Genomic DNA, 24,915 nt, shown 5'->3' on the forward strand with positions numbered 1-24,915 from the left:
AATGCCCTGCGACCTGCGTTCCTGTGCCTCCGCGTTCACTAATGTAAGCAGCCAAAACAGTGGCTTGATTTGACGTGGGGTCTCACAATCGGCAGTGAGTCACCTGACAGTATTTGGCATAAAAATAGCGTTCAACCCCAAGTTTGGGGCAAACTCCTGGGTTTTCTGCACTTGGCCAAGGCATGCCCATGACTCCCGCTTCGTCCGTCGATGAAAAGAGCTTTCGTAATCTGCTGAGCCGAAACGTTGCATTGCCCCTGGGTGTGGGCGTGCTCAGCGCGGTGTTTTTCGTGTGCCTGATCACTTACCTGTTGTCGGTGATCCAATGGGTTGAACACACCGACCGGGTTATCAATAACCTCAATGAATCGTCCAAGCTGACCGTGGACCTGGAAACCGGCATGCGTGGCTTCCTGATCACCGGCGACGAGCATTTCCTCGACCCGTATGAAGTGGCCAAGCCGCGCATCATCGCCGACCTGCGTAACCTGCAGGAGCTGGTGGCGGACAACCCACAGCAGGTGGATCGCCTCAAGCGCCTGGAAGCCCTGCAGGCCGAGTGGAACAACTACGCCCAGTCGATGATTGATATGCAGCGCAACAGTGGTGACTACCGCGGCGCAGTCAAGGCCGGCCGCGGCAAGCGCCTGACCGATGAAATCCGCAAGGAATACGACGACGCGGTGGCGATGGAGCAGCAGTTTCGCATCACCCGCAATGAAGACGTCACCCGCACCACGGTGATCAGCGTCACCCTGTACTTGGCATTTGTATTGGGATTGAGTGGCTTTCTGGCCTACATCGGTCGTAAAAATCTTGTTTCATTATCAAATAGTTACAGTTCAAACCTCGCGTCACAACAGAAGATTGCGCGACGCCTTGAGCAACAAGCCTGGTTGCGAAACGGCCAGACCGAACTGGCCGAACAGGTGCTCGGCCAACTGACCCTGAATATGCTCGGGCGCAATATCCTGCAGTTCTTTGCCCAGTACATGGGCTCCGCCGTTGCGGCGCTGTATGTGCGTGAAGAACACGGCGGTCTCAAGCGCGTGGCCACCTATGGTTTCTCCCGCGAACAGGAACAGCGGGAACAAGCGATCTACAGCGACGAAGGCATCGTCGGCCAGGCGGCCCAGCTGGATCGCCTGATTCGCCTGGATGATGTGCCGGTGGACTACTTCAAGGTCAGTTCCGGCCTGGGTGAAGGGCCGACGCGCAGCGTACTGGTCATGCCCACCAGTGATGATGACCGCGTCAATGGCGTGGTCGAACTGGGCTTCCTGCGCCCGCTGGAAGAGCGCGATGAAGAGCTGTTGGAGCTGATTGCCGGCAATATCGGCACTTCCATCGAAGCCGCGCGTTACCGCCAGCGCCTGCAGGAAGTGCTGGCCGAGACCCAGCAGCTCAACGAAGAGCTGCAAGTGCAGCAGGAAGAACTCAAGACCGCCAACGAAGAGCTGGAAGAACAGTCGCGCATCCTCAAGGAGTCCCAGGCCCACCTGGAAACCCAGCAGGCCGAACTGGAGCAGACCAACGAGCAACTGGCCGAACAGACCGAGACCCTGGCCGAACAACGCGACGCCATGGACCGCAAGAACATCGAGCTCAACCAGGCCCAGCTGGAACTGGAGGAACGCGCCGAAGAATTGCAGCGCTCCAGCAAATACAAATCTGAATTCCTCGCCAACATGTCCCACGAGTTGCGCACGCCGCTGAACAGCTCGTTGATCCTGGCCAAGTTGCTGGCCGAGAACCCCCAGGAAAACCTCAGCGCCGAACAGGTCAAGTTTGCCGAATCGATCTATTCCGCCGGCAACGACCTGCTCAACTTGATCAACGACATCCTGGATATCTCCAAGGTGGAGGCCGGCAAGCTGGAGATGCGCCCGGAAAACTCCAGCGTGGCACGGCTTGTCGACGGCCTGCGCGGCATGTTCGAGCCGCTGGCGGCTGATCGCAAGCTCGGCTTCCAGGTCGAGGTGCAGGAAGGCACGCCGACTATGCTGTATACCGACCGCCAGCGCCTGGAGCAGATCCTCAAGAACCTGCTGTCCAACGCGGTCAAGTTCACCGAACAGGGCGAGGTCAGCCTGTCGGTGTCGCGTGCATCGGAGGAGGGGATTGCCTTTACCGTGCGCGACTCCGGCATCGGCATTGCGCCGGACCAGCAGGAAAGCATCTTCGAAGCGTTCCGCCAGGCCGACGGCACCACCAATCGCCGCTACGGCGGCACCGGCCTGGGCCTGTCGATTTCCCGTGACCTGGCGGCCCTGCTGGGTGGCTATATCAGCGTGACCAGTGCCCCAGGCAAAGGCAGCACCTTTACGCTGGTACTGCCGGAACATTATGCAGAGCCGGGGGAAGACGTGGCACCGATCGAGCAGCCGCGCCAAGTGGTGGTGGCACCCGCACCGGCTCCGGCCAAGGTGTCGCCGCTGCCGGTGGCCGATGCCAGCCTGATCCCGCGCTTCGCCGATGACCGCGACAAGGCCCCGTTTACCACGCGTTGCATCCTGGTGGTGGAAGATGAGCCTAATTTTGCGCGTATCCTCTTCGACCTGGCCCACGAATTGGGCTACCACTGCCTGGTAGCCCACGGCGCGGACGAAGGCTACAGCCTGGCAGAGGAATATGTCCCCGATGCCATCCTGCTGGACATGCGCCTGCCGGACCATTCCGGGTTGACCGTGCTGCAACGTCTCAAGGAACACGCCAATACCCGGCACATCCCGGTGCATGTGATTTCCGTGGAAGACCGCGTGGAAGCCGCCATGCACATGGGCGCCATCGGCTATGCGGTCAAACCCACCACCCGCGAAGAGCTCAAGGACGTGTTCGCGCGCCTGGAAGCCAAGCTGACCCAGAAGGTCAAGCGTGTGCTGCTGGTGGAGGACGATGACCTGCAACGCGACAGCATTGCCCGCCTGATCGGCGACGATGACATTGAGATCACCGACGTTGGCTATGCTCAGGCCGCCCTGGACCTGCTGCGCACTAATGTCTATGACTGCATGATCATCGACCTCAAGCTGCCGGACATGCTCGGCAACGAGTTGCTCAAGCGCATGGCCACCGAGGACATCTGCTCGTTCCCGCCGGTGATCGTCTACACCGGGCGCAACCTGACCCGCGATGAAGAAGCCGAACTGCGCAAGTATTCGCGCTCGATCATCATCAAGGGCGCCCGCTCGCCGGAGCGCCTGCTGGATGAGGTCACACTCTTTCTGCACAAAGTCGAATCCCAGCTGTCCCATGATCGCCAGAAGATGCTCAAGACCGCCCGCAGCCGCGACAAGGTCTTTGAGGGGCGCAAGATCCTGCTGGTGGACGACGATGTGCGCAATATCTTCGCCCTGACCAGCGCCCTGGAGCACAAAGGCGCGGTAGTGGTCATCGGGCGTAACGGCCGTGAGGCCATCGACAAACTCAATGAAGTCGAGGATATCGACCTGGTGCTGATGGACGTGATGATGCCGGAAATGGACGGTTACGAGGCCACTGCCTTGATTCGCCAGGACCCGCGCTGGAAAAAGCTGCCGATCATCGCGGTGACGGCCAAGGCCATGAAAGACGATCAGGAGCGCTGCCTCGCGGCCGGTTCCAACGACTACCTGGCCAAGCCGATCGACCTGGATCGCCTGTTCTCACTGATCCGCGTGTGGCTACCGAAGATGGAACGCATTTAAGTGGAGCGAAGTTTCTTGGAAAAAAGCAGCGATATTGAGCTGCGCCTGTTGATCGAGGCGATTTACCTCAAGTACAGCTATGACTTCCGGGATTACTCCGGGGCGTCGGTCAAGCGCCGCGTGGCGCATGCCTTGCGTCAGTTTGATTGCGCGACCATTTCCGCCTTGCAGGAGCGCGTGTTGCACGACCCGGCGGCGTTCATGCAGTTGCTGCAGTTCCTGACGATCCCGGTCAGCGAGATGTTTCGCGACCCGTCGCACTTCCTCGCGATCCGCCAGGAAGTGGTGCCGCTGCTCAAGACCTACCCGTCGATCAAGATCTGGATCGCCGGCTGCAGCACCGGCGAGGAGGTCTACTCCATGGCCATCCTGCTGCGGGAAGAGGGGTTGCTGGAGCGTACGATCATCTACGCCACCGATATCAATCCGGCGTCGCTGGACAAGGCAAAGCAGGGGATCTTCTCGCTGGAGAACGTACGCGCTTATACAGCCAACTATCAGCAGGCCGGTGGGCAACGTTCATTTGCCGACTACTACACTGCGGCTTACGATTACGCGATCTTCGATAAAACGCTGCGTGAGAATGTGACCTTCGCCGATCACAGCCTGGCAACCGATAGTGTATTCTCAGAAACTCAATTAATTTCGTGCCGTAACGTACTGATTTATTTCAATAAAAAATTGCAAGATCGAGCGTTTGGATTGTTCCATGAGTCGCTGTGTCATCGCGGTTTCCTGGTGCTGGGCAGCAAGGAGACCCTGGACTTCTCCGCGTATGGCAAGCAATTCGAACCGCTGGTCAAACAGGAACGGATCTACCGAAAGCTATGAATCAAGAGGCTGCCAGCCCGGCACAGGTCCGGGGCATAGAGGCTATTGTCATCGGCGCCTCCGCCGGTGGCGTAGAGGCGTTGCTGACGGTATTTGCCCAATTGCCTGCAGACTTCGGCCTGCCAATCATCACCGTGCTGCACCTGCCCGACGAGCGCCGCAGCCAGTTGGCCGAGGTGTTTGATCGCCGCGTTGCCATGCCGGTGGTGGAGGCGCGCGACAAGGAAGTGCTCAAGCCAGGCACGCTGTATTTCGCCGGGCCTGGTTATCACCTGTCGGTGGAGCATGATCGCAGCCTGTCCCTGAGTCAGGAGGACCGCGTGCACCATTCGCGACCGGCAATCGACTTCCTGTTTCAATCCGCCGCCGATGCCTACGGCACGGGCTTGCTCGCCATCCTCTTGACCGGCGCCAACCAGGACGGCGCCCGTGGCCTGGCCCACGTCAAGCAGCAGGGCGGAACCACTGTGGTGCAAGAGCCCACTGAAGCACGTGTCGCCGTCATGCCCCGTGCGGCCCTGGCACTGCACACACCCGATCACATTCTGACGTTGAGCCGCATTGGCTCACTGCTGGCTTCGCTGGAATATTCCCCATGTTAAGTACTGTCCAGGCCAAACTGCTGATCGTCGACGATCTGCCGGAAAACCTGCTGGCCCTTGAAGCGCTGATCAAGCGCGAGGACCGCCAGGTATTCAAGGCATTGAGCGCCGACGAGGCCTTGTCCCTGTTGCTGGAACACGAGTTCGCCATGGCGATTCTCGACGTGCAGATGCCCGGGATGAACGGGTTCGAACTGGCCGAACTGATGCGCGGTACCGAGAAAACCAAGAACATCCCGATTGTGTTCGTCAGCGCCGCCGGCCGCGAACTCAATTATGCCTTCAAGGGCTACGAAAGCGGCGCCGTGGACTTCCTGCACAAACCCCTGGATATCCATGCGGTGAAGAGCAAGGTCAACGTGTTCGTCGACCTGTACCGCCAAAGCAAGGCCATGAAGCTGCAGGTCGAAGCCTTGGAACGCAGCCGGCGCGAGCAGGAACTGCTGCTGACGCGCCTGCAGGCCACCCAGGCTGAGCTGGAACAGGCCGTACGCATGCGTGACGACTTCATGTCTATCGTCGCCCACGAAGTGCGTACGCCGCTCAATGGGCTGATCCTCGAAACTCAGTTGCGCAAGATGCACCTGGCCCGGGACAACGCCGCCGCGTTCACCCTGGAGAAGATGCACGCCATGGTCGACCGGGACGAGCGACAGATCCAGAGCCTGATCCGCCTGATTGAAGACATGCTCGACGTGTCACGCATTCGTACCGGCAAACTGTCGATCCGTCCGGCACGTTTTGACCTGACACAGCTTGTCAGCAGCCTGGTGCAGAACTTCGCGCCCCAGGTCGCGGCGGCGGACTCATCCATGACGCTGGTTGCCGACGGCCCGGTAGAGGGGCACTGGGATGAGTTCCGTATCGAGCAAGTGGTCACCAACCTGTTGACCAATGCCCTGCGCTACGGGGCCAAGAGCCCGGTGGAAGTGCGCGTGTACAGCGAGCATGACGAAGCCCGCGTAGAGGTGCGCGATCACGGAATCGGGATCAGCGAAGACAACCAGAAGCGTATTTTCCAGCAATTCGAGCGAGTGTCCGCCAGCCAGGTCGCAGCGGGCCTGGGCCTGGGGCTGTTTATTTCCGAACAGATCGTTGCGGCCCATGGCGGCACCATCGAAGTCGAGAGCCGGATAGGCGAGGGCGCCTTGTTCAGGGTGTGCCTGCCGCTGCAAGCGACGGCATGAACTCAATCGTCACCTCGACGCAACCTCTGCGTGACCCCATGGTCGTAATTGCAGCTATTGACCGGACAAAGGCTTCCCATGAGTGAAGATGCACAAGATGTCGTTCTGATCGTCGAGGACGACGAATCCATTATGTTTGTGCTGGGTGAATACCTGGCCGGCCTGGGCTATCGGGTGTTGAAGGCGATCGACGGGGAGCAGGCCTTCGAAATCCTCGCCACCAAGCCGCACCTGGACCTGATGGTCACCGATTACCGCTTGCCGGGAGGGATCTCTGGTGTGCAGATCGCCGAGCCAGCGCTGCTGTTGCGCCCGGAGCTGAAAGTGATCTTTATCAGCGGTTACCCGCAGGAGATCCTCGACTGCAACAGCCCGATCACGCGCAATGCGCCGATCCTGGCCAAGCCGTTTGATCTGGATACACTGCAGGAGCATATCCAACGGTTACTGGCGTGATGAAAGTAGTCAATGCGTATGTGCTCGGTCCGTGCATTGACCGCCAAGGTTGTCCCCGGGAGCAGTGAACAACCTTGGCGGAGTTCATCATGAACTGGCTGCGAAATCCTTCAGGGGAAGACCATACGGTTTATAGGTGACGGGGTCGAGGGCATACCAGTTGCCATTCCACTGAGTCGCCGCGACCTCTTGTTTTTCACCTCCACGATCGGCAGTTCCTATCGTGGCGTGGGAAACGTTCTTGAAAGTGTTCGCGACGTCAAATTTGAAGCCACTGAAGGGCAAGCTCTTGCTGCCCGCGACACCTGGCCTTTGCACTGTTTTTATGACTTCTTGTACACCGGCCAAACCCAAGCCTTGCGGATCCAAGGGGTTGAGCGCGCCTATAGCGCCACGCGCCAGTTTCTTACCCCCTTTGAGCAATGTATTGGAAGCACCGCCAGCTGCGGATGCACCCGCTTTTACCGTCGCCGTCGCCCCGGCGAGCAGAAAGCCGAATGCATCCCATGCCAGGTCGACAAGGCCTTCCTGCCACTTGCCGGCAACGAAGTTTTCAACGGCGTTGTAACCCGGAATAAGTCCTTTTAAAAAATCAACGATCTTCTGATAAAAGGGAACTTCAGTATCAAACGTTGTTTGCCCTCTCAAATAGTCCTCATAACCCTTTATATCGACACTTTTTACCATGGCGTCCGCGATGTACTTCGACCGTTCGCTAAAGTAGCTATTGGGTACACCGTCAGAAGCGCCAGACGGATGCTGGTCGAGCAAACCCGTTGTATAGTCGCCATCAGGAATGATGGACTCCAAGTAAGTCGACGTGAGGCCGGTAGGGAACTCGCCAGGTAGCGATCCAGGTGTAATATCCTTCAAATCATCACGTTTTCGGACGGTATTGGTGGCCCCGTCGATTTCATAGGAGTAGACGCGAGTGCGACCTTCTTCCTGAACTTCGCTGCGCACGATCACGCTGCTGTGTGACACACGCTTTACATCGCTGGCGCCAAAATTGTTCGTGCTGACCTGGACTTCTCTTGAGACTGTTATTTTTCCATTTTCAATAATGCGCCGGTCGTCCAGGCTTAAATTTGAAATCAAATATTTAGTCTGTGCACGTGTCGCTGACTCATGCTCTTCACTGTAGGATTTAATATCTGTGTTAAAGCTGCCTTTCATGACGGATGCCTGATCGGCATGGATGACAACTGTATCGAGATCAATGCTTGGTTCGCGGGAGGTAAACTTGTCCCTCCTGTATGTATCGTAACGATCAGTCTTCTGGAGGAACACGTCCACAAGCGAATACGGTCCTGGAAAGGCCAGTAATTCGGGGTCGGTTGCATCCAGCGACTTGCTCAGGATTTGCTCTTCCGTCAAGTGTGGGTTCCATTTTTTTATTGCGTCCACGGCCCGTTTATGAAGGTCGGGGATTTCTTTTGAAAACGTCTCAGAAGCGGCGTTCAACTCGGAGACTTGTTGACTGAAACTATCGCGCACCTGTTCCATTTGCGACTCGGTATATTCGCCCTGATCATTCGCCACGAGGACACCGTTAATCACACCCCAGTCTTTCAAGGCAGTGTTTTGGGCCTGTTGCTCAATCATTCGGTCTGCGAGTGTGACGGGGGGGAGATCAGCGCGCTTCATGATCTCGGCATACGTCATGTCGCTTGTAGCTCCGGGAGCCTGGGCTTCGGTACGTGCAAATGCGGTGGCAAAGCTGACCCCGGAATGAGTGCCCTTGGTCAAGAACTCAGGTTTATTCTTGACCAGGCTTTCCGGGGACTTACGCGAGGACATAATGAACGTTGCAGGTCCGAGGGTTTTGGGGGTCGTATATTTTTCCAAATCTTCAAGCGGACCCAGCACCCTGTGAATCGCTGCCAAAACCCAGTCGCTGATAGCGTCGGGCGAGGCAAGTTTACCCAGACGCTCTTCAGCCGCTTTTGCTAACTTTTGAGCGGAAGGTGACTTAAGCATTGCATCGATGGCGAGACGAGGACTGTCGCTGAACGCCTTCTCATCCCATTCAATACCACGGGTCAACTGGTCCAGTAAGGACGTTTCTTCCTCGGGGCTCAGGGCCTCCTTGATGACCTGGTGAAACACGCGCTGATCTTCAATGCTCAAGTGCGTCAGCGCACCTGCCAAATTGCCATGAGCGGGCGTTCTCAGGGGTGGGCTTTGCAGTGCTTTCGTTAATGTGTCTACCTCTTCATACGATTTGGGAGGGGTTATGCCATAACCTTCCATCAACGAGACCAGGTCCACTTGCGGGGTGTACGGCTGGTTGACCTTGGGAGCATAGGACGATTCAGGTTCTACGTAGACTCTGCTTGCGACCATATCTTCGTATATATCGTTTGCCGAGGACCGGCGAGTAGTGTGAGGCAGGGAAGCCAACGCCGTACTCATTCGAAAACGGTTGTTCAGGTCCGCTAGCTGGGTCTTTTGGTGGCTCAAGTCTTCCTTAAAGGGATCGGAGGCATTGGCGGGTGTGATAGTTTCCGTTGAGAGTTTTGAGGTCAGGAGTCTGACTGCCTTCAGCTGAGCGCCCGGGCCTTCTTTTAGATATTCCTCCAAAGAGGGGAACTCTATGCCATAAAAGCGCGCTATGTTATGCAACTTAGTGGCCGTTGTTGTTTTTGCATCACCTGCGCCACTTAGCGTCAAACGGCCTTCTTCAGGCATCAGTGCCTTGGTGGCGGACAGGAGCAAAGGCCACCCGGCGAAGGTGTGAAGGTCAACGGTTTTGACCTGATAATTCTTACCGTAAGTGATGCCAGTGATGGTCCCTTTTTGGGTGTCAATGGTTAACGTGTCTGCCTGATCCAGTTGGTTATCGATCTTCCACCGTTTGAAGGCCTTGCTATTAACGATACCGTCGTGCAGTGCTAGCTGTTGCCCGTAGGAAGAGCGCGATGGGATGTTGGTTACATCTATGCTCTGAACGGGTTTGGGAGTAGAGGACGACTGATATTGAATTAACGATTTGATAATCTCATTTTTTAACTCCCCATCGCCTTTGGCCTGGGGTGTTTCGCCAGCAAGTGGCGTGGCAGCGGCTGTCGGGGCCTGGCTCATGGCAATTGGCGATGCACTCTGCGTTACCGGCGGGTAGACAGGATGGGGAGATCGGGGCAGATAAGAAGTAACAGTCATAAGAAAGATCCGTGAAAACTAGTGATCGGGTGTTTATTCGTACGCTTTGCGCCAGCACTGCGTGAGAAAAACACCCCACTTCGTTCCAAAGTTTTCTTACTTATGAATGTCGCATTGTTTCCAGGGGATCTCTTTTGTAGACCCTGTTACGACTGCCTGTTTCTTGTGCATCAGATGGACCTGTCTAGGCCTGAATCATCTCCTTGACCTTGGTGGTCAATAAATCAAACGTAAATGGCTTGGTGATCAATTGCATCCCCGGGTCGAGGAACCCACCGCGCACCGCCGCATGTTCGGCGTAGCCGGTAATGAACAACACTTTCAACGCGGGGCGGATCTGCCGGCCGATTTCCGCCAATTGGCGGCCGTTCATGCCGGGCAGGCCGACATCGCTGATCATCAGGTCGATACGCTGGTCTGATTCAATGATAGGCACGGCTGTATCGGCATCGCCCGCTTCGACAAAGGCATACCCCAGTTCCTTGAGCACCGCGCTGACCAATATGCGCACCGCTGGGTCGTCCTCGACGATCAATACCGTTTCCCCTGCAATGGCGAACGGCGGCATCGCGGGGTCAGGGGGCTTGGCAGTGCCCATTTCACCCAGGAAGCGTGGCAGGAACAAGCTCACGGTGGTGCCTTTTCCCACTTCACTGTGGATGGTCACATGTCCATGGGACTGGCGGGCAAAGCCATAGATCATCGAGAGTCCAAGACCGGTACCCTGGCCGATGGGCTTGGTGGTGAAAAACGGGTCGAACACGCGACCCATCACACTTTCCGGGATGCCACAGCCGGTGTCGCTGACACTCAACTCAACGTAGTCACCGGGTTTCAAGGTGCCGTAGGCGGCGGTGAACACGCTGTCGAGGTGGCGGTTGGTGGTCTCCACGGACAGGCTGCCGCCACCGGGCATGGCGTCGCGGGCATTGATGACCAGGTTGAGCAGGGCGCTTTCCAATTGGTTGGGATCGGCCTCGGCCGTCCATAGGGCGTCCGCGAGGCGCATGTCCAGGTGGATGCTTTCGTTGATGCTGCGTTGCAGCAGTTCGCCCATCGAGGTCACCAGTCGGTTGATCTCCACGGGTTTGGAATCGAGGGATTGGCGGCGGGAAAAAGCCAGCAGGCGGTGGGTAAGGCCGGCGGCACGGTTGGCCGAGGTCACCCCGAGGTCGATCAGGCTGTCGAGATCGTCCAACTTGCCACGGGCCACGCGCCTGCGCAGCAGCTCCAGGCTGCCGATGATGCCGGTGAGCATATTGTTGAAGTCATGGGCGATACCGCCGGTCAATTGGCCGACCGCTTCCATTTTTTGTGATTGGCGCAGTGCCTCTTCATTGCTGCGCAGTTGGGCGGTACGTTCCTCGACTTGCTGTTCAAGGGTCTCCAGCGTGCGTTGCAGGCGCAGTTCACTTTCGCTGAGGTCGATCAAGCGGTCGCGAGCTTCGTATTGCCGGCGGCGGCCGCGCAGGGCGGCGCTGACCAGGCTGATCAGGGTCACCGGATGGAACGGCCGCTCCAGGAAGGTCACGTTGCCGAGCATGCCGCTCAGGTGGGATGAGCCATTCTGCTCGCTGCCGCCATGATGGGTCATCAGTACGATGGGTAGATCCGACCATGCCGGCTGTTGATGCAGGTACTCCAACAGTGGTTCCAGGTCCACCCCGCGCAGGGCCTCCGCGGCAATGATCAGCAGCCCTGCACCGTCTTCCAGCGCCTCGCACAACGCCCCCAGGTTGCTGGCGACGATACCGCTGTAGCCGGCTTCGTTAAGCATCATCAGCGCCAATGAGCCGTCACGCCCCATCGGCGCCAATACAATTGCTCGCTCGGAGACTGGAGAGAGGCCCGTCACGCGTCCTCATCCTTGAGTAGGGGAGAGCCGGCGCCCATGTAGGTCGGGATGCCGCGCAGTACGCCCTGGAAGTTATCCAGCGGTTCGCCGACGGTCATGCCCTGGCTGCCGATCCGGTATTCGCGAATAGTGGCCTCATGGGAGCCGGTGCGTTTCTTGATGATTGAAATCGCCCGGCGCACCTTGCCCAATGCCTCGAAGTAACGCAGCAGGATCACGGTATCCGCCAGGTAAGTGATGTCGACGGGGGCCTGCATGTCGCCGACCAGCCCGTGTTGCGCGACGGTCATGAACGTGGCCGCGCCCCTGCGGTTGAGGTACAGCAGCAATTCGTGCATGTGCAGGATCAGCGCGTTCTCTTCAGGCATGGCAGCCTGGTAGCCGTTGATGCTGTCAATGACCACGGTCTTGATCCCGCGCTCATCCACGCAGCGTCTTACACGGTGCGAAAACTCGCCCGGCGACAACTCGGCAGCATCGACCTGTTCGATCAGCAAGTTACCGGTTGCCTGCAGGGCCGCCAGGTCGATACCCATGTTCTTCATGCGTTCGAACAACAGACCCAGCTCTTCATCGAAGATAAACAGCGCGGCTTTCTCGCCCCGCGCCACGGCGGCGGCGGCGAAAATCATCGAGATCAGCGATTTGCCGGTACCGGCCGGGCCGAGGATCAGGCTGCTGGAGCCGGTCTCGACGCCGCCGCCCATGAGGGCATCCAATGCCTTGATGCCACTGCTCAGGGTCTCGCGCTTGTAACCGCCACGATGCTCAGCCGCCACCAGGCGTGGGAACACATGGACGCCGTCCTGCATGATGGTGAAGTCGTGGAAGCCACCACGGTATTTCTGGCCGCGGTACTTCACCACCCGTACACGCCGGCGTTCGGCGCCGTAGTTGGGGGTCAGTTCTTCGAGGCGGATAACACCATGGGCAACACTGTGCACGGTCTTGTCGAGGGACTCGGTGGTCAGGTCGTCCAGCAACAGGACAGTAGCGTCGTAGCGCACAAAATAGTGTTTGATCGCCAGGATCTGCCGGCGATAACGCAGGGAGCTTTGCGCAAGCAGGCGGATTTCCGAGAGGCTGTCGATCACTACCCGGGTCGGCTTGACCCGTTCCACCACTTCGAAGATTTGTCGGGTCGCTTCGCCCAGTTCGAGGTCGGAGGAGTACAGCAGGCTCTGCTGGTGGTCAGCGTTGAGCAGGCTCTCCGGTGGTGTGAGTTCGAAGATATGAATGTTGTCATCCAGGTCCCAACCGTGGGACTTGGCGCCTTGCCGCAATTCGCGTTCGGTTTCCGACAGGGTGATGTACAGCGATCGCTCGCCGTTGCGGGCGCCAGCCTGCAGGAAATGCAGGGCGACCGTGGTTTTACCCGTGCCGGGCTCACCTTCCAGCAGGAACAGGTGGCTGCGCGAGAGCCCTCCGGCAAGAATGTCATCAAGACCTTCAATGCCGATGGCCGCTTTTTCGGATAACTGCGCTTTGGATGTAGACAAGAAGTGCCCTCAGGTCACATACGAGTAGAGGATGCACGCCCATGTGGACGTGCCATATTCTCTTGACCGTAGCGCTTTGTGGCGGTTCAACAAATTCTGAGTCGGCCTACAGGCCTTGCTGCAATGCAGGGTCGTCCGGATTCTGTTGCTCAAGCTGCGCGAGCAGTACCTGGACGTTCTGCAGTTGGCCGCTCTCTTTCCAGTAATTGACCAGCAAAACCCGGGCTTTGCGATTGGCCGGGTGGCGTTGGATGATTTCTTCCAACTGGCGTTGCGCAGCCTCCAGTTCCTCTTGCGCATGCAGCGTGGTCGCGAGGTCGTAGCGGTAATCCTGGTTGTCCGGCTCCAGCTCCACGGCCTTGGACAGGCCGAGCAGGGCGTACGGACGTTCGCCATGATGCAGCAGCCACATGCCCAGCGCATGCTGCAGGTAGGCTGACTCCGGATGCGCGGCCAATTGGCGTGCCAACAGTTGGCGCGACTCCTCGGTCTTGCCTTGTTTGTCCAGCAACTCGATCTGCGCGACCACGGCTTGCAAGTTATCCGGTTGCAGGCGCATGGCCTGCTCAAGCGCGTTTTGCGCCTCCGGCAACAGGGCGCTGTGGATATACAGGCGCGCCAGTTGAATCCAGCCTTCGGCCGTTTCGGGTTGGGCCTTGAGCTTTTTCACGAATTCATCCAGCACCTGCTGCAACGGCCCGAAGTACAGGCCCAGGGTGTCGGGCGACAGGCCAAGCAAGGCGTTGGCGGCGGCAAACCGCACATCCTGCTCGGGGTCATCCAGCACCGGGCCGAGCAGCAGCGTGCGTTGGCCGGTTGGCACCAGGCCGACAATACTGTGGATGGCGGCCTCGCGTACCAGCGGTGATTCGCTGGCCAGGTCCTTGTCTGCCAGTTTCAGGGCCTGGGGGCTTGGGTAGTTCGGCAGTTCGGCATGCAACGCAGCGCGACGCTCGGGGGACAGGTCCGGCCGGCCAAGTTGCTGATACAGCACGCGAGCCGCTCCGGGCTCACCGTTGCGCGCCTGTTTCAAGGCTTTTGAATACCCATGGGCAATGGCCGCAGGCACGGCCACCGGGGTGGCGCGGGAGAAATACCAGGTGATCAGCACAATCAACAGCAGGGCGCACAGGCCGACGATGGAGTAACGGCGTGACTTTGACATGCAGGCGTCCGAAAGCGAGGGCAGCAAAGCCGTCAGCTTCGGTCAGACCACGGCGGGTGTCAAACCCGCGTCAGGTGAGCACGTAGTCCACCGGTTCCAGAGGCGGCGGCAGATCGGTTTCGCCGAGGGCGGCCAATACTTCGCGTTCCAGGGTGCGCAGGAGGGCATTGCAGGGCAGGTCGTTTTCATCGAAACCGAACGGGTCCTCCAGGTCATCGCCGATTTCATCAAGGCCGAAGAACGTGTAGCTGACAATGGCCGTGAACACCGGCGTCAACCAGCCCAGCGGCTCGGCCATGGCAAACGGCAGCAAAATGCAGAACAGGTAAATGGTGCGATGCAGCAGCAGGGTGTAGGGGAAGGGCAGCGGCGTGCTCTTGATGCGCTCGCAGGACGCCTGCACCTGGCTGAGGCTCACCAGTCGGGTTTCCCATTGGGTGTAGCGCCACTCGCTGATCACACCTTGCTCGGCGAGCATCGAAAACCGCGCGCCCAGCTGTTGTAGCAGGCTATCGGGGAGGTTGGGGTGGTTGGCCTGGAACGTGCCCCACGGCTTGATGGCCCGGGCTTCATCCTCATGGCGCAAGCGTGCAACCAGGCCGTGGGCGAAGCCGCACAGGCTGCGCAGCAGGCCTGCACGCTCAGCCGGGTCAGTGAGCACCTGGGTTTCGCGGATCAGCGAACGCACATCGATGATCATCTGTCCCAATTGCTTGCGGCCTTCCCACCAGCGGTCATAGCAGGCGTTGTTGCGAAAACTCATGAAGATCGACAGCGACAGCCCGAGCAAGGTGAACGGCGTGGCATTGACCTTGGAGAAGTACGCCGGGTGCAGGGTTTCCACCAGCACGATCACCGACGCCAGCAGCGTGACCAGCAGGCTGCGCAGGGCGATACGCTTGGCAATCGAACCCTTGAGCGAGAACAGGATGCCAAGGAGATTGGGTTTGGGGCGGACTATCATGCAGGGGGGCTTCTTTGGTGGCGCAGGCCATCAGGTTAGAAGCAAGCGTCGCCAGCGTCCAATCGCTTGGGCCGACCGGATGATCAGTGCGGTCGATGACTGGCCAAAACAGTCAGGCAGGTTGAAGGCTTTGACCATTGCCGCGTGGCGGCTGCGGGGCGACTATTCCGACAATTCGGACCGTTCAAGGAAACAACAATGCAGATTGAAAACAAGAGCTTCCTGGTCAGCGGCGGTGCATCGGGCCTCGGCGCGGCGACTGCCGAGATGCTGATTGGCGCCGGTGCCAGGGTCATGCTGGTGGACCTGAATGCCGACGCCGTGGCGGCCAAGGCCAGGCAACTTGGCGACAACGCTCGCAGCTGCGTGGCCGATATCAGCCAGGAAGCGGCTGCCGAAGCGGCGGTGCAGGCGACGCTTGCGGCGTTTGGCGGTTTGCACGGGCTGGTGAACTGCGCCGGTGTGGTGCGTGGCGAGAAAATCCTCGGCAAGAACGGCCCCCATGGGCTGGCGAGTTTTGCCCAGGTGATCAACGTCAACCTGATCGGCAGCTTCAACCTGCTGCGCCTGGCCGCCGCCGCCATCGCCGAAACCGAAGCGAATGCCGACGGCGAACGCGGCGTGATCATCAATACCGCTTCGGTGGCGGCGTTTGACGGGCAGATCGGCCAGGCGGCGTATGCCGCGTCCAAGGGCGCCATTGCCAGCCTGACGCTGCCTGCCGCACGCGAACTGGCCCGCTTTGGCATTCGTGTAATGACCATCGCCCCCGGCATCTTCGAAACCCCGATGATGGCCGGCATGACCCCTGAAGTTCGCGACTCCCTGGCCGCCGGTGTGCCGTTCCCGCCGCGCCTGGGCAAACCCGCCGAATACGCCGCGCTGGTGCGGCACATCATTGAAAACAGCATGCTCAATGGCGAGGTGATCCGTCTCGACGGTGCCTTGCGCATGGCGGCCAAGTAAGGAGGATTTGCCATGACCGATCCTATCGTTATCGTCAGCGCCGTGCGCACGCCCATGGGCGGCTTCCAGGGTGACCTCAAGGGCCTGACCGCGCCTCAGCTGGGCGCCGCGGCGATTCGCGCCGCCGTCGAGCGTGCCGGTATTGCCCCCGATGCCGTGGATGAAGTGCTGTTCGGCTGCGTACTGCCTGCAGGCCTCGGCCAGGCGCCGGCACGTCAGGCCGCGCTGGGTGCCGGGCTCGACAAGGGCACGCGCTGCACCACACTCAACAAGATGTGCGGCTCGGGCATGGAGGCGGCGATCCTGGCCCATGATTCACTGCTGGCCGGCAGCGTCGACGTGGTGATTGCCGGTGGCATGGAAAGCATGTCCAACGCGCCGTATTTGCTCGACCGTGCGCGCAGCGGCTACCGCATGGGCCACGGCAAGGTGCTTGATCACATGTTCCTTGACGGCCTGGAAGATGCCTACGACAAGGGACGCCTGATGGGCACCTTTGCCGAAGACTGCGCCCTGCATAACGGGTTTACCCGTGAGGCCCAGGATGCGTTCGCCATCGCTTCGCTGACCCGGGCGCAAGAAGCCATTACCCATGGCAGCTTTGCCGCAGAAATCGTCCCGGTGCAGGTCACCGTGGGCAAAGAGCAGAAAACCATCCTGCATGACGAACAGCCACCCAAGGCCAAGCTGGACAAGATCACCAGCCTGACACCGGCGTTCCGCGAAGGCGGCACTGTGACGGCGGCCAATTCCAGCTCGATTTCCGACGGTGCGGCGGCCTTGTTGCTGATGCGCCAGTCCGAGGCGCAGAAACGTGGCCTCAGGCCCTTGGCGGTGATCCATGGGCATGCGGCTTTCGCCGACGAACCGGGGCTGTTCCCGGTGGCACCGGTGGGGGCGATCCGCAAGCTGATGAGCAAGACCGGCTGGAGCCTGGATGAAGTCGATCTGTTCGAGATCAACGAAGCCTTCGCCGTGGTCAGCCTGGTGACCATGAGCAAGCTGGAGATCCCCCATGCCAAGGTCAATGTGCATGGCGGTGCCTGCGCCCTGGGCCATCCGATCGGTGCCTCCGGTGCGCGGATCCTGGTGACCTTGATCTCGGCCCTGCGCCAGAAGGGCCTCAAGCGTGGCGTTGCCGCCATCTGCATCGGCGGTGGTGAAGCCACGGCCATGGCTGTCGAATGCCTGTATTAAGGAATCACCATGCTGCCCAATGACGAACAACTGCAAATCAGCGACGCCGCCCGGCAATTTGCCCAGGAGCGCCTGAAACCCTTTGCCGCCGAATGGGATCGCGAGCACCGCTTCCCCAAGGAAGCCATCGGTGAAATGGCCGAGCTGGGCTTTTTCGGCATGCTGGTGCCGGAACAGTGGGGCGGTTGCGACACTGGCTACCTGGCCTACGCCATGGCGCTGGAAGAAATCGCCGCCGGTGATGGCGCCTGCTCGACCATCATGAGCGTGCACAACTCGGTGGGTTGCGTGCCGATTCTCACATTCGGTAACGACCAGCAGAAAGAGCAGTTCCTCAAGCCCCTGGCCAGCGGCGCCATGCTCGGCGCGTTCGCACTGACCGAGCCGCAGGCCGGCTCCGATGCCAGCAGCCTGAAAACCCGCGCACGCCTTGAAGGCGACCATTACGTGCTGAACGGCTGCAAACAGTTCATCACCTCCGGGCAGAACGCCGGTGTGGTAATTGTGTTTGCCGTGACCGACCCGGCGGCGGGCAAGCGCGGGATCAGCGCGTTTATCGTGCCGACTGATTCGCCGGGCTACAGCGTGTTGCGCGTTGAAGACAAGCTCGGCCAGCATGCCTCCGATACCTGCCAGATCCTGTTTGAAGACGTAAAGGTGCCTGTTGCCAACCGTCTGGGGGAGGAGGGCGAAGGCTATAGGATTGCCCTGGCCAACCTCGAAGGTGGCCGCGTGGGCATCGCCTCGCAATCGGTGGGCATGGCCCGCGCCGCTTTTGAAGCGGCTCGTGATTACGCAAGGGAACGCGAAAGCTTCGGCAAACCACTCATCGAGCACCAGGCCGTCGCTTTCCGCCTGGCGGATATGGCCACGCAAATCGCGGTTGCCCGGCAGATGGTGCATTACGCCGCCGCACTGCGCGACAGCGGCAAGCCCGCCCTGGTGGAAGCCTCGATGGCCAAGCTGTTTGCTTCGGAAATGGCCGAGAAAGTCTGTTCGGCCGCCTTGCAAACCCTGGGCGGTTACGGTTACCTGAGCGACTTCCCACTGGAGCGGATCTACCGCGACGTGCGGGTCTGCCAGATTTACGAAGGCACCAGCGATATCCAGCGCATGGTCATCTCACGCAATCTCTAAGGAGCCGATACATGAGTTACGAAACCATTTTGCTCGAAGTCCAGGGCCGCGTCGGGCTGATTACCCTCAACCGTCCGCAAGCCCTGAACGCTCTGAATGCGCAACTTGTCAGCGAGCTGAACCAGGCACTGGACGGCCTGGAGGCCAACCCGGAAATCGGCTGCATCGTATTGACCGGCTCGAAAAAAGCCTTCGCCGCCGGTGCCGACATCAAGGAAATGGCCGAGCTGACCTACCCGCAGATCTACCTCGACGACCTGTTCAGCGACAGCGACCGCGTGGCCAACCGCCGCAAGCCGATCATCGCCGCCGTGAACGGCTTCGCCCTGGGCGGCGGTTGCGAACTGGCGTTGATGTGCGACTTCATCCTGGCCGGTGACGGCGCCAAGTTCGGCCAGCCGGAAATCAACCTCGGCGTACTGCCGGGTATGGGCGGCACCCAACGCCTGACCCGCGCGGTGGGCAAGGCCAAGGCCATGGAAATGTGCCTGACCGGGCGCTTTATCGATGCAGTGGAAGCGGAGCGTTGCGGAATCGTCGCGCGCATCGTGCCGGCCGATGAATTGCTGGAAGAAGCGCTGAAAGTCGCGACGCTGATTGCTGGCAAGTCAGTGCCGATCAGCATGATGGTCAAGGAAAGCGTGAACCGCGCGTTTGAAGTGAGCCTGTCCGAAGGCGTGCGCTTTGAGCGCCGGGTGTTCCATGCGGCATTTGCCACGCAGGATCAGAAGGAAGGCATGGCGGCGTTCGTGGCCAAGCGCGCGCCGGAGTTCAAAGACAAATAAACCGACACTCAGTACTAAATGTGGGAGGGGGCTTGCCCCCGATGACGGTGGATCAGTCAGCTTACCTGTTACTGACCCACTGCTATCGGGGGCAAGCCCCCTCTCACATTGCTAGAGCTGATAGTTCTTCAACTCCCTCGCAATCACCATCCGCTGAATCTCGCTGGTTCCTTCGTAAATCTGCGTGATCCGCGCATCCCGGTAGTAACGCTCCACCGGGTAATCCTCCAGGTATCCGTACCCTCCGTGAATCTGCATCGCCGATGAGCAAACCTTCTCGGCCATTTCCGAGGCAAACAGCTTGGCCTGGGACGCTTCCGACAAGCAGGGTTTGCCGGCACTGCGCAGCCGTGCGGCGTGCAGGATCAGCAAGCGTGCGGCGTTGAGTTGGGTTTGCATGTCGGCCAGCAGGTTGGCCACGCTCTGGTGCTCGATGATTGCCTTGTTGAACTGCACCCGATCACGGGCATAGGCCAGCGCGGCTTCAAACGCCGCACGGGCGATGCCCAACGCCTGGGCGGCAATACCGATGCGGCCACCCTCCAAGTTGGACAGCGCGATGGCCAGGCCTTTGCCACGCTCACCCAGAAGGTTGGCCTCGGGCACGCTGCACTGGTTCAGGGTCACGGCGCAGGTGTCGGACGCACGGATACCCATCTTGTGCTCGGTACGATCCACCACGAATCCTGGGGTTGCGGTGGGCACCAAGAACGCCGAGATACCTTTCTTGCCCAGGTCGGGATCAGTCACCGCGAATACGATTGCCAGTTTGGCGCGTTTACCATTACTGACGAACTGTTTGGCCCCGTTGATCACCCACTGGCCGTCGCGCAGTTCGGCACGGGTACGCAGGTTGTGCGCTTCGGAACCGGCCTGGGGTTCGGTCAGGCAGAAGCAGCCAATCGCCTGGCCGCTGGCGAGGTCGGCCAGCCAGGTCTGTTTTTGTGCATCTGTGCCGTAGTTGAGAATCGGCCCGCAACCCACTGAATTATGGATACTCATCAGTGCACCAGTGGCACCGTCACCCGCAGAAATTTCTTCGACGGCGAGGGCATAGGCGACGTAATCGACATAAGTGCCGCCCCATTCTTCCGGCACCACCATGCCCAGCAGGCCCAGTTCGCCCATCTTGGCGACCAGGGCGTCGTCGATCCAGCCGGCTTTTTCCCAGGCTTGGGCATGCGGTGCGATTTCACCCCGGGCGAAGTCACGCGCCATGTCGCGGATCATCACTTGTTCTTCTGTGTATTCAATGTCTTGCATGGCTTATTTCGCAACCTTCTCGAAGTGATGAAAGAAGCTCTCGACGTGGCTGAGGGCCAGCCCGTGCAGGGTGGGCGGGTTCCAGCGTGGGCTTTTGTCTTTGTCGATGATCAGGGCACGCACACCTTCAATCAGGTCGCCGCGCTCGAACCATTGGCGATCGAGGTGCAGCTCCAGGGCAAAACAGTCTTCCAGAGGCAGGCGGCGGCCGCGGCGCAACATCTCCAGCGTGACCGCCATGGCCAGGGGCGAGCGGGTCAGCATCAGGTTGGCGGTGGTCAGCGCCCATTCATGGCTGTCGGCAACCGTGACTTGCTGCAGTTGCTCGACGATGCTCGGTACATCCGGCAGCGCGAAAAAGTGGTCGATGGCGGGGCGCAGAGCGGCCAGCGGCGCATCGGGCAATTGTTGCACGGCCAGTTTGGCGAGCACGCCTTGCAGGTCCTTGAGCGGCGAGTCGTGCCATTGCAGGCGGTCGAGCTTCTGGTCCAGGTCGGCGAGCTTGTGGCTATCCAGGTACCAATCGGCCAACCCGCAATACAGCGCGTCGGCCGCGCGGATCTGTACCCCGGTCACGCCCAGGTAGATCCCCAGTTCGCCGGGGATACGCGGCAGGAAGTAGCTGCCGCCCACGTCAGGGAAGTAACCGATGGCTACTTCCGGCATCGCCAGGCGACTGCGCTCGGTGACCACGCGCAGATCAGCGCCTTGCACCAGGCCCATGCCGCCGCCCAGGACAAACCCGTCCATCAGTGCCACGACGGGCTTGCGGTAGTGGTGGATGGCCAGATCGAGTGCGTATTCCTCGACGAAAAAGTCCTGATGCAGGGTGTCGCCGTTCTTGAAACTGTCGTACAGCGAGCGGATATCGCCACCGGCACAGAAGGCTTTTTCACCGGCGCCACGCAGGACTACGGCATACACCTGCGGGTCATCGGCCCATGCCTGCAAGTGGGACGCCAGGCTGCGCACCATGTCCAGGGTGATGGCGTTCAAGCCGGCGGGGCGATTGAGGGTGAGGTGGCCGATGTGGTTGCGGACCTCGGCGAGGACTTCGTCCTGAAGTATTTCGGCGTGGCTTGCTTCGGATGAAACCTGAGCAGTCATCGATAACTCCCTGCTTTTATTGTTCTTTATCAAGATGTTCACGGATGAACCTTCTCGCGATCGTACCAGTGCAAATTTGCCCAGTACAACCTTCAATCCTGCAGGTCGTTTTTGCATTTATGCAGTAGGCACGCGCCGGGCTCAAGGCACCCGGCTGGCCAGTGTTTCACCGATGCTGCGGCGCCTGGCGTGGGTTTCCGCGGCGTGGATCAGCTCTTCCAGTTCGCTGGGCTCCACATCGTAGAACTGCTCCATGTCCGCCAGTGCCAGTTTCAAATCAGCGGCGGTAATGGCAGGGTCTCGGCCGGCTCTGGGGTTGAACGGGAGAGGTGCCGGCGCTGGCGCCGCGCCTTTGGGGTAACGCGTGCGCGTGGCGTTGTTGTACGCCAGTGCGCAGGCCAGCAGCGCACCTGCGCCGAGCAATACCGCGCCCAATTCATACCAACCCAGCGCCGCTGACGCCGGGTCTGCCAGGACCAGCGTCATGGCCAGGCCGCCGGCGGGCGGGTGCAGGCAGCGCAACCAGCACATCAGCACCACGGTCATGCCAGCCGCCAGGCAGGCGCAGCCCAGGGACGGGCCGAGGACACGCGTCACCAGCAAGGCAATCACGCCTGCGCACAGGTAGCTGCCGATAATCGACCAGGGCTGCGCCAAGGCACCCGATGACACGGCGAACAACAAGACGGCCGACGCACCCAGCGGGCCAAGCAGGTGCAGCGCGACATCCATGCCAAACACCTGAGAGCACAACCAGACGCTGAACAAGGTGCCAAGCGCCATACCGATCGCGGCACGGCTCCATTCGGTGGGGCGGGTGTTGATAGCAGCGGGGAACCAGCGAGCGAGCATTGGAAGGCAGTCCATAAACAGCGGGCAAAAAAAAGGCTTGTCTGGTTGCCCGGAAAAGCCCTTTGAAAGTTCCAACATTTGGGGGAAGGAACCCATGCAGTGTGCCGCGCGTGGAACAGAGGCGCCAATGCATATTAATGAGGGTTGAATGCAAAAATAATGAATTGGAATACGTTCAGACGGCTATCGAACAGCAGACTTTACCCAGCACCCGATTAGTGAGTTCTTCATCGAAAAAACGCTTGCGCAGGTTCTCCTGCAAACCGGGTTCACTGGCCAGCGGGCCTTTCAACGCCACCAACGCGTCGCGCAATCCCATCAGCCGGTCCAGCGGTGGCAGGGGAACGTAGCCGACATGCACTTCGGTGCTGGTCAAGGCTGGGTTATCAAGCGAAGCATCATCTGGCACGGCGTTGTCCTCTCGTCCTTGTGGTCACCCATGACCTGTGGCGGTACATGAATACCGCACCAGGCAAGCGAGTTTACCGTCGGGTTTTGGGCGCAGGAAAGAGAAACGGCAGCAGTTATTACGTAAAGCTGTGTGGGAAGTTTCCGCGCCGGCAGTGCCGGCGCAGGCTCAAGGTTGCACAGGTTTGGCCAGGTGCAGCAGCACGTAAGGGTTACGGTCGAATTCGCCGGTCAGGGTCGGCGTGATGGACCGAAAGCGCGGGTCTTGCAAACCTTCGTAATCCACTTGGCTCATCACCAGCCAGGCGGGTCCCTGGAGTGGCTTGAGGTCGGCGGCTTGCTGAGTGAACAACGGCACCTGGTCGCAGTCGAGGTTGACCATGTACTTGATGGCCTTGGCGTCTTTGCCCAAGCCATGCAGCACCACCGGCGCGCGCTGCTGCATCACCTGCTCATGAACCTGCAAGGTAAAGGTGCGGGTGTCGTAGATACTGCGCTCCAGCGGCTCGACCACCAGGATATAGGTGGCCCAAACCGCCAGTACCGCGGCAAAGGCCGGGCCGACCGGACGCAGGCGGCGCTTGAAGAGTGTCACCAAGGCCACCACCTGCAGGCCCGCCAGCACGCCGAACACCCAGCCCAGATGGCTCAACTGCTCAGGGTAGCGCGGTCGTGCCAATAAAAGGCCGATGATCAACAGCGTCGGCAGCAGCGTCCAGATCACCAGCAGCAGCCCACGCAGCCCGGCGAAGAGCCGTCCGTGTGCGACCTGGAACGGGTACGCCGCAATGATCGCCGCCATGGGCAACATTGGCAGCACGTAACGTGCTTTTTTCGCCTGGGGAATCGACAGGCCGACCATCACCAGCAAGCCCGCGGCGGCGCAATACCACACCAACTGCAATGCCGGTCCCGGCGCGCGGCGCCCGCTGAGCAGCATGGCCAGCAATACCAGCAGCGCCATCGGATACGCCAAGGCGTAGTTGCCCAGCGAACTGGTGAAGTAGTACAGCGTGCCGCTCGAGCCTTCGCTGCCATCCATGCGACCGAGGAACTGCATGCGGATCACGTCCTGCATGAAGCTTTCGCCACCGCTCAACTTGGCCATCAGCAACAGCAGGCCCACGCATGCCACCAGCAGCGCCAGGGCCAGCAAGCCGAAACTGAACAGCTGGCGCCATTGTCGGTTGATCAGGTAGTAGCTGCAGAGCACGCCCGTAGGAATCACCAGGCCAATCGGCCCGCGCACGGCAAACCCCAGGATCAGCATCAGGTACAGCCAATGCAGGCGTTTAGCCGCCCCGAAGTGATCATGGGCATAACCCAGGTAGAACACCGCCAGGGCGATGGCGGCCAGCATCTGGTCGAGGGACACCGCACGGGTTTCGCTGATGAAGTTGCTGCTCAACAACAGCAGCGCAATGCTCAGCAGCCCCCAGCGCGGGGAGTAGGGCGCCGTCAGGCGATAAACCAGGGTGACGATAAACGCCGAGGCGATCGCCGTGGGCAACCAGGCCGTGAGGCTGGTGACCTGGCCCAGGGGCAATGAAACCAGCCAGGTCAACAGTGTCGAGGTGGCCAGGTAATCCGCGTAAGGCTGCCCATAGGTGGTGGGGAAGACGCTGGGGCCATGCCGCAGCATTTCCTGGGCAAACAACACGAAGCGCGAGTCGAAGCCAATGATCGCCTGGTGCCAGTTGCCGGCGATAAACAGCAACAACGCCAGCAATCCCAAACCGAGGGATTGGCGGCGAATCGTCGCATTCAGCGGGGACGGTTGAACTCTGTTCACG

General features: G+C 60.0%; 19 protein-coding genes. 9 read left to right on the forward strand and 10 right to left on the reverse strand.

Annotation, left to right across the window (positions count from 1 at the left end):
* Positions 1-188: 188 nt before the first annotated feature.
* The 5 genes from M2497_RS15895 (at position 189) to M2497_RS15915 (ending at position 6,762) form a co-directional block, all read left to right on the forward strand.
* A complete protein-coding gene (locus M2497_RS15895; protein WP_248481495.1) occupies positions 189-3,686 on the forward strand; it encodes a response regulator in 3,498 nt (1,165 codons plus the stop codon).
* Between the two features lie 15 nt (positions 3,687-3,701).
* Positions 3,702-4,517 (forward strand): protein-glutamate O-methyltransferase CheR, encoded by an 816-nt coding sequence (locus M2497_RS15900; protein WP_028616189.1) that lies wholly within the window; start codon positions 3,702-3,704, stop codon positions 4,515-4,517.
* The gene (locus tag M2497_RS15905) at positions 4,514-5,119 is read left to right on the forward strand and encodes a chemotaxis protein CheB (RefSeq protein WP_071495601.1); all 606 of its coding nucleotides are present in this window, start codon (positions 4,514-4,516) and stop codon (positions 5,117-5,119) included. The genes M2497_RS15900 and M2497_RS15905 overlap by 4 nt, the downstream gene beginning before the upstream one ends.
* The gene (locus M2497_RS15910) at positions 5,113-6,306 is read left to right on the forward strand and encodes a hybrid sensor histidine kinase/response regulator (RefSeq protein WP_248481497.1); all 1,194 of its coding nucleotides are present in this window, start codon (positions 5,113-5,115) and stop codon (positions 6,304-6,306) included. The genes M2497_RS15905 and M2497_RS15910 overlap by 7 nt, the downstream gene beginning before the upstream one ends.
* A 78-nt stretch (positions 6,307-6,384) precedes the next feature.
* Entirely contained in the window at positions 6,385-6,762 is a 378-nt protein-coding gene (locus M2497_RS15915) for a response regulator (RefSeq protein ID WP_071488289.1), read from the forward strand.
* Between the two features lie 87 nt (positions 6,763-6,849).
* On the opposite strand, the gene M2497_RS15920 is transcribed toward M2497_RS15915, so the two are convergent.
* From M2497_RS15920 to M2497_RS15940, 5 genes are all read right to left on the reverse strand, one after another.
* Positions 6,850-9,924, reverse strand: a complete 3,075-nt coding sequence (locus M2497_RS15920; protein ID WP_248481498.1) for a hypothetical protein — start codon at positions 9,922-9,924, stop codon at positions 6,850-6,852.
* A 184-nt stretch (positions 9,925-10,108) separates the two neighbouring features.
* Positions 10,109-11,779: an ATP-binding protein gene (locus M2497_RS15925; protein WP_248481499.1), complete on the reverse strand. Its 1,671-nt coding sequence runs from the start codon at positions 11,777-11,779 to the stop codon at positions 10,109-10,111.
* The gene (locus M2497_RS15930; RefSeq protein WP_248481500.1) at positions 11,776-13,278 is read right to left on the reverse strand and encodes an ATPase domain-containing protein; all 1,503 of its coding nucleotides are present in this window, start codon (positions 13,276-13,278) and stop codon (positions 11,776-11,778) included. The genes M2497_RS15925 and M2497_RS15930 overlap by 4 nt, the downstream gene beginning before the upstream one ends.
* Positions 13,279-13,384: 106 nt before the next feature.
* Positions 13,385-14,443, reverse strand: a complete 1,059-nt coding sequence (locus M2497_RS15935) for a tetratricopeptide repeat protein (RefSeq protein WP_248481501.1) — start codon at positions 14,441-14,443, stop codon at positions 13,385-13,387.
* A gap of 70 nt (positions 14,444-14,513) precedes the next feature.
* The gene (locus tag M2497_RS15940; protein WP_248481502.1) at positions 14,514-15,407 is read right to left on the reverse strand and encodes a bestrophin family protein; all 894 of its coding nucleotides are present in this window, start codon (positions 15,405-15,407) and stop codon (positions 14,514-14,516) included.
* Positions 15,408-15,605: 198 nt separating this feature from the next.
* On the opposite strand from M2497_RS15940, the gene M2497_RS15945 reads away from it, so the two are divergent.
* The 4 genes from M2497_RS15945 to M2497_RS15960 are packed head-to-tail and all read left to right on the forward strand — an operon-like array spanning position 15,606 to position 19,492.
* The gene (locus M2497_RS15945) at positions 15,606-16,373 is read left to right on the forward strand and encodes an SDR family NAD(P)-dependent oxidoreductase (RefSeq protein ID WP_248481503.1); all 768 of its coding nucleotides are present in this window, start codon (positions 15,606-15,608) and stop codon (positions 16,371-16,373) included.
* A 12-nt stretch (positions 16,374-16,385) separates the two neighbouring features.
* Positions 16,386-17,570 (forward strand): acetyl-CoA C-acyltransferase, encoded by a 1,185-nt coding sequence (locus tag M2497_RS15950; RefSeq protein WP_248481505.1) that lies wholly within the window; start codon positions 16,386-16,388, stop codon positions 17,568-17,570.
* Positions 17,571-17,579: 9 nt separating this feature from the next.
* Entirely contained in the window at positions 17,580-18,707 is a 1,128-nt protein-coding gene (locus M2497_RS15955) for an acyl-CoA dehydrogenase family protein (protein ID WP_248481507.1), read from the forward strand.
* Positions 18,708-18,718: 11 nt separating this feature from the next.
* Positions 18,719-19,492 carry an enoyl-CoA hydratase gene (locus tag M2497_RS15960; RefSeq protein ID WP_017738134.1) on the forward strand — a complete coding sequence of 258 codons (774 nt, stop codon included), beginning with the start codon at positions 18,719-18,721 and terminating at the stop codon, positions 19,490-19,492.
* Positions 19,493-19,603: 111 nt separating this feature from the next.
* Here M2497_RS15960 and M2497_RS15965 read toward each other — a convergent pair whose 3' ends face one another.
* The 5 genes from M2497_RS15965 to M2497_RS15985 all read right to left on the reverse strand — a co-directional run bounded on the left by M2497_RS15965 (position 19,604) and on the right by M2497_RS15985 (position 24,914).
* Entirely contained in the window at positions 19,604-20,755 is a 1,152-nt protein-coding gene (locus M2497_RS15965; protein ID WP_248481509.1) for an acyl-CoA dehydrogenase family protein, read from the reverse strand.
* Between the two features lie 3 nt (positions 20,756-20,758).
* Positions 20,759-21,862: an enoyl-CoA hydratase/isomerase family protein gene (locus M2497_RS15970; RefSeq protein ID WP_248481511.1), complete on the reverse strand. Its 1,104-nt coding sequence runs from the start codon at positions 21,860-21,862 to the stop codon at positions 20,759-20,761.
* Between the two features lie 141 nt (positions 21,863-22,003).
* The gene (locus M2497_RS15975; RefSeq protein WP_248481513.1) at positions 22,004-22,714 is read right to left on the reverse strand and encodes an HPP family protein; all 711 of its coding nucleotides are present in this window, start codon (positions 22,712-22,714) and stop codon (positions 22,004-22,006) included.
* A gap of 175 nt (positions 22,715-22,889) precedes the next feature.
* The gene (locus tag M2497_RS15980) at positions 22,890-23,123 is read right to left on the reverse strand and encodes a hypothetical protein (protein ID WP_348984781.1); all 234 of its coding nucleotides are present in this window, start codon (positions 23,121-23,123) and stop codon (positions 22,890-22,892) included.
* A 168-nt stretch (positions 23,124-23,291) separates the two neighbouring features.
* On the reverse strand, positions 23,292-24,914 hold the full coding sequence (locus M2497_RS15985; RefSeq protein ID WP_248481515.1) for a glycosyltransferase family 39 protein: 1,623 nt from the start codon (positions 24,912-24,914) through the stop codon (positions 23,292-23,294).
* Position 24,915: the final 1 nt, after the last annotated feature.

The organism is Pseudomonas sp. CYM-20-01 (assembly GCF_023169845.1).
Taxonomy (GTDB): Bacteria; Pseudomonadota; Gammaproteobacteria; order Pseudomonadales; family Pseudomonadaceae; genus Aquipseudomonas; species Aquipseudomonas azotoformans.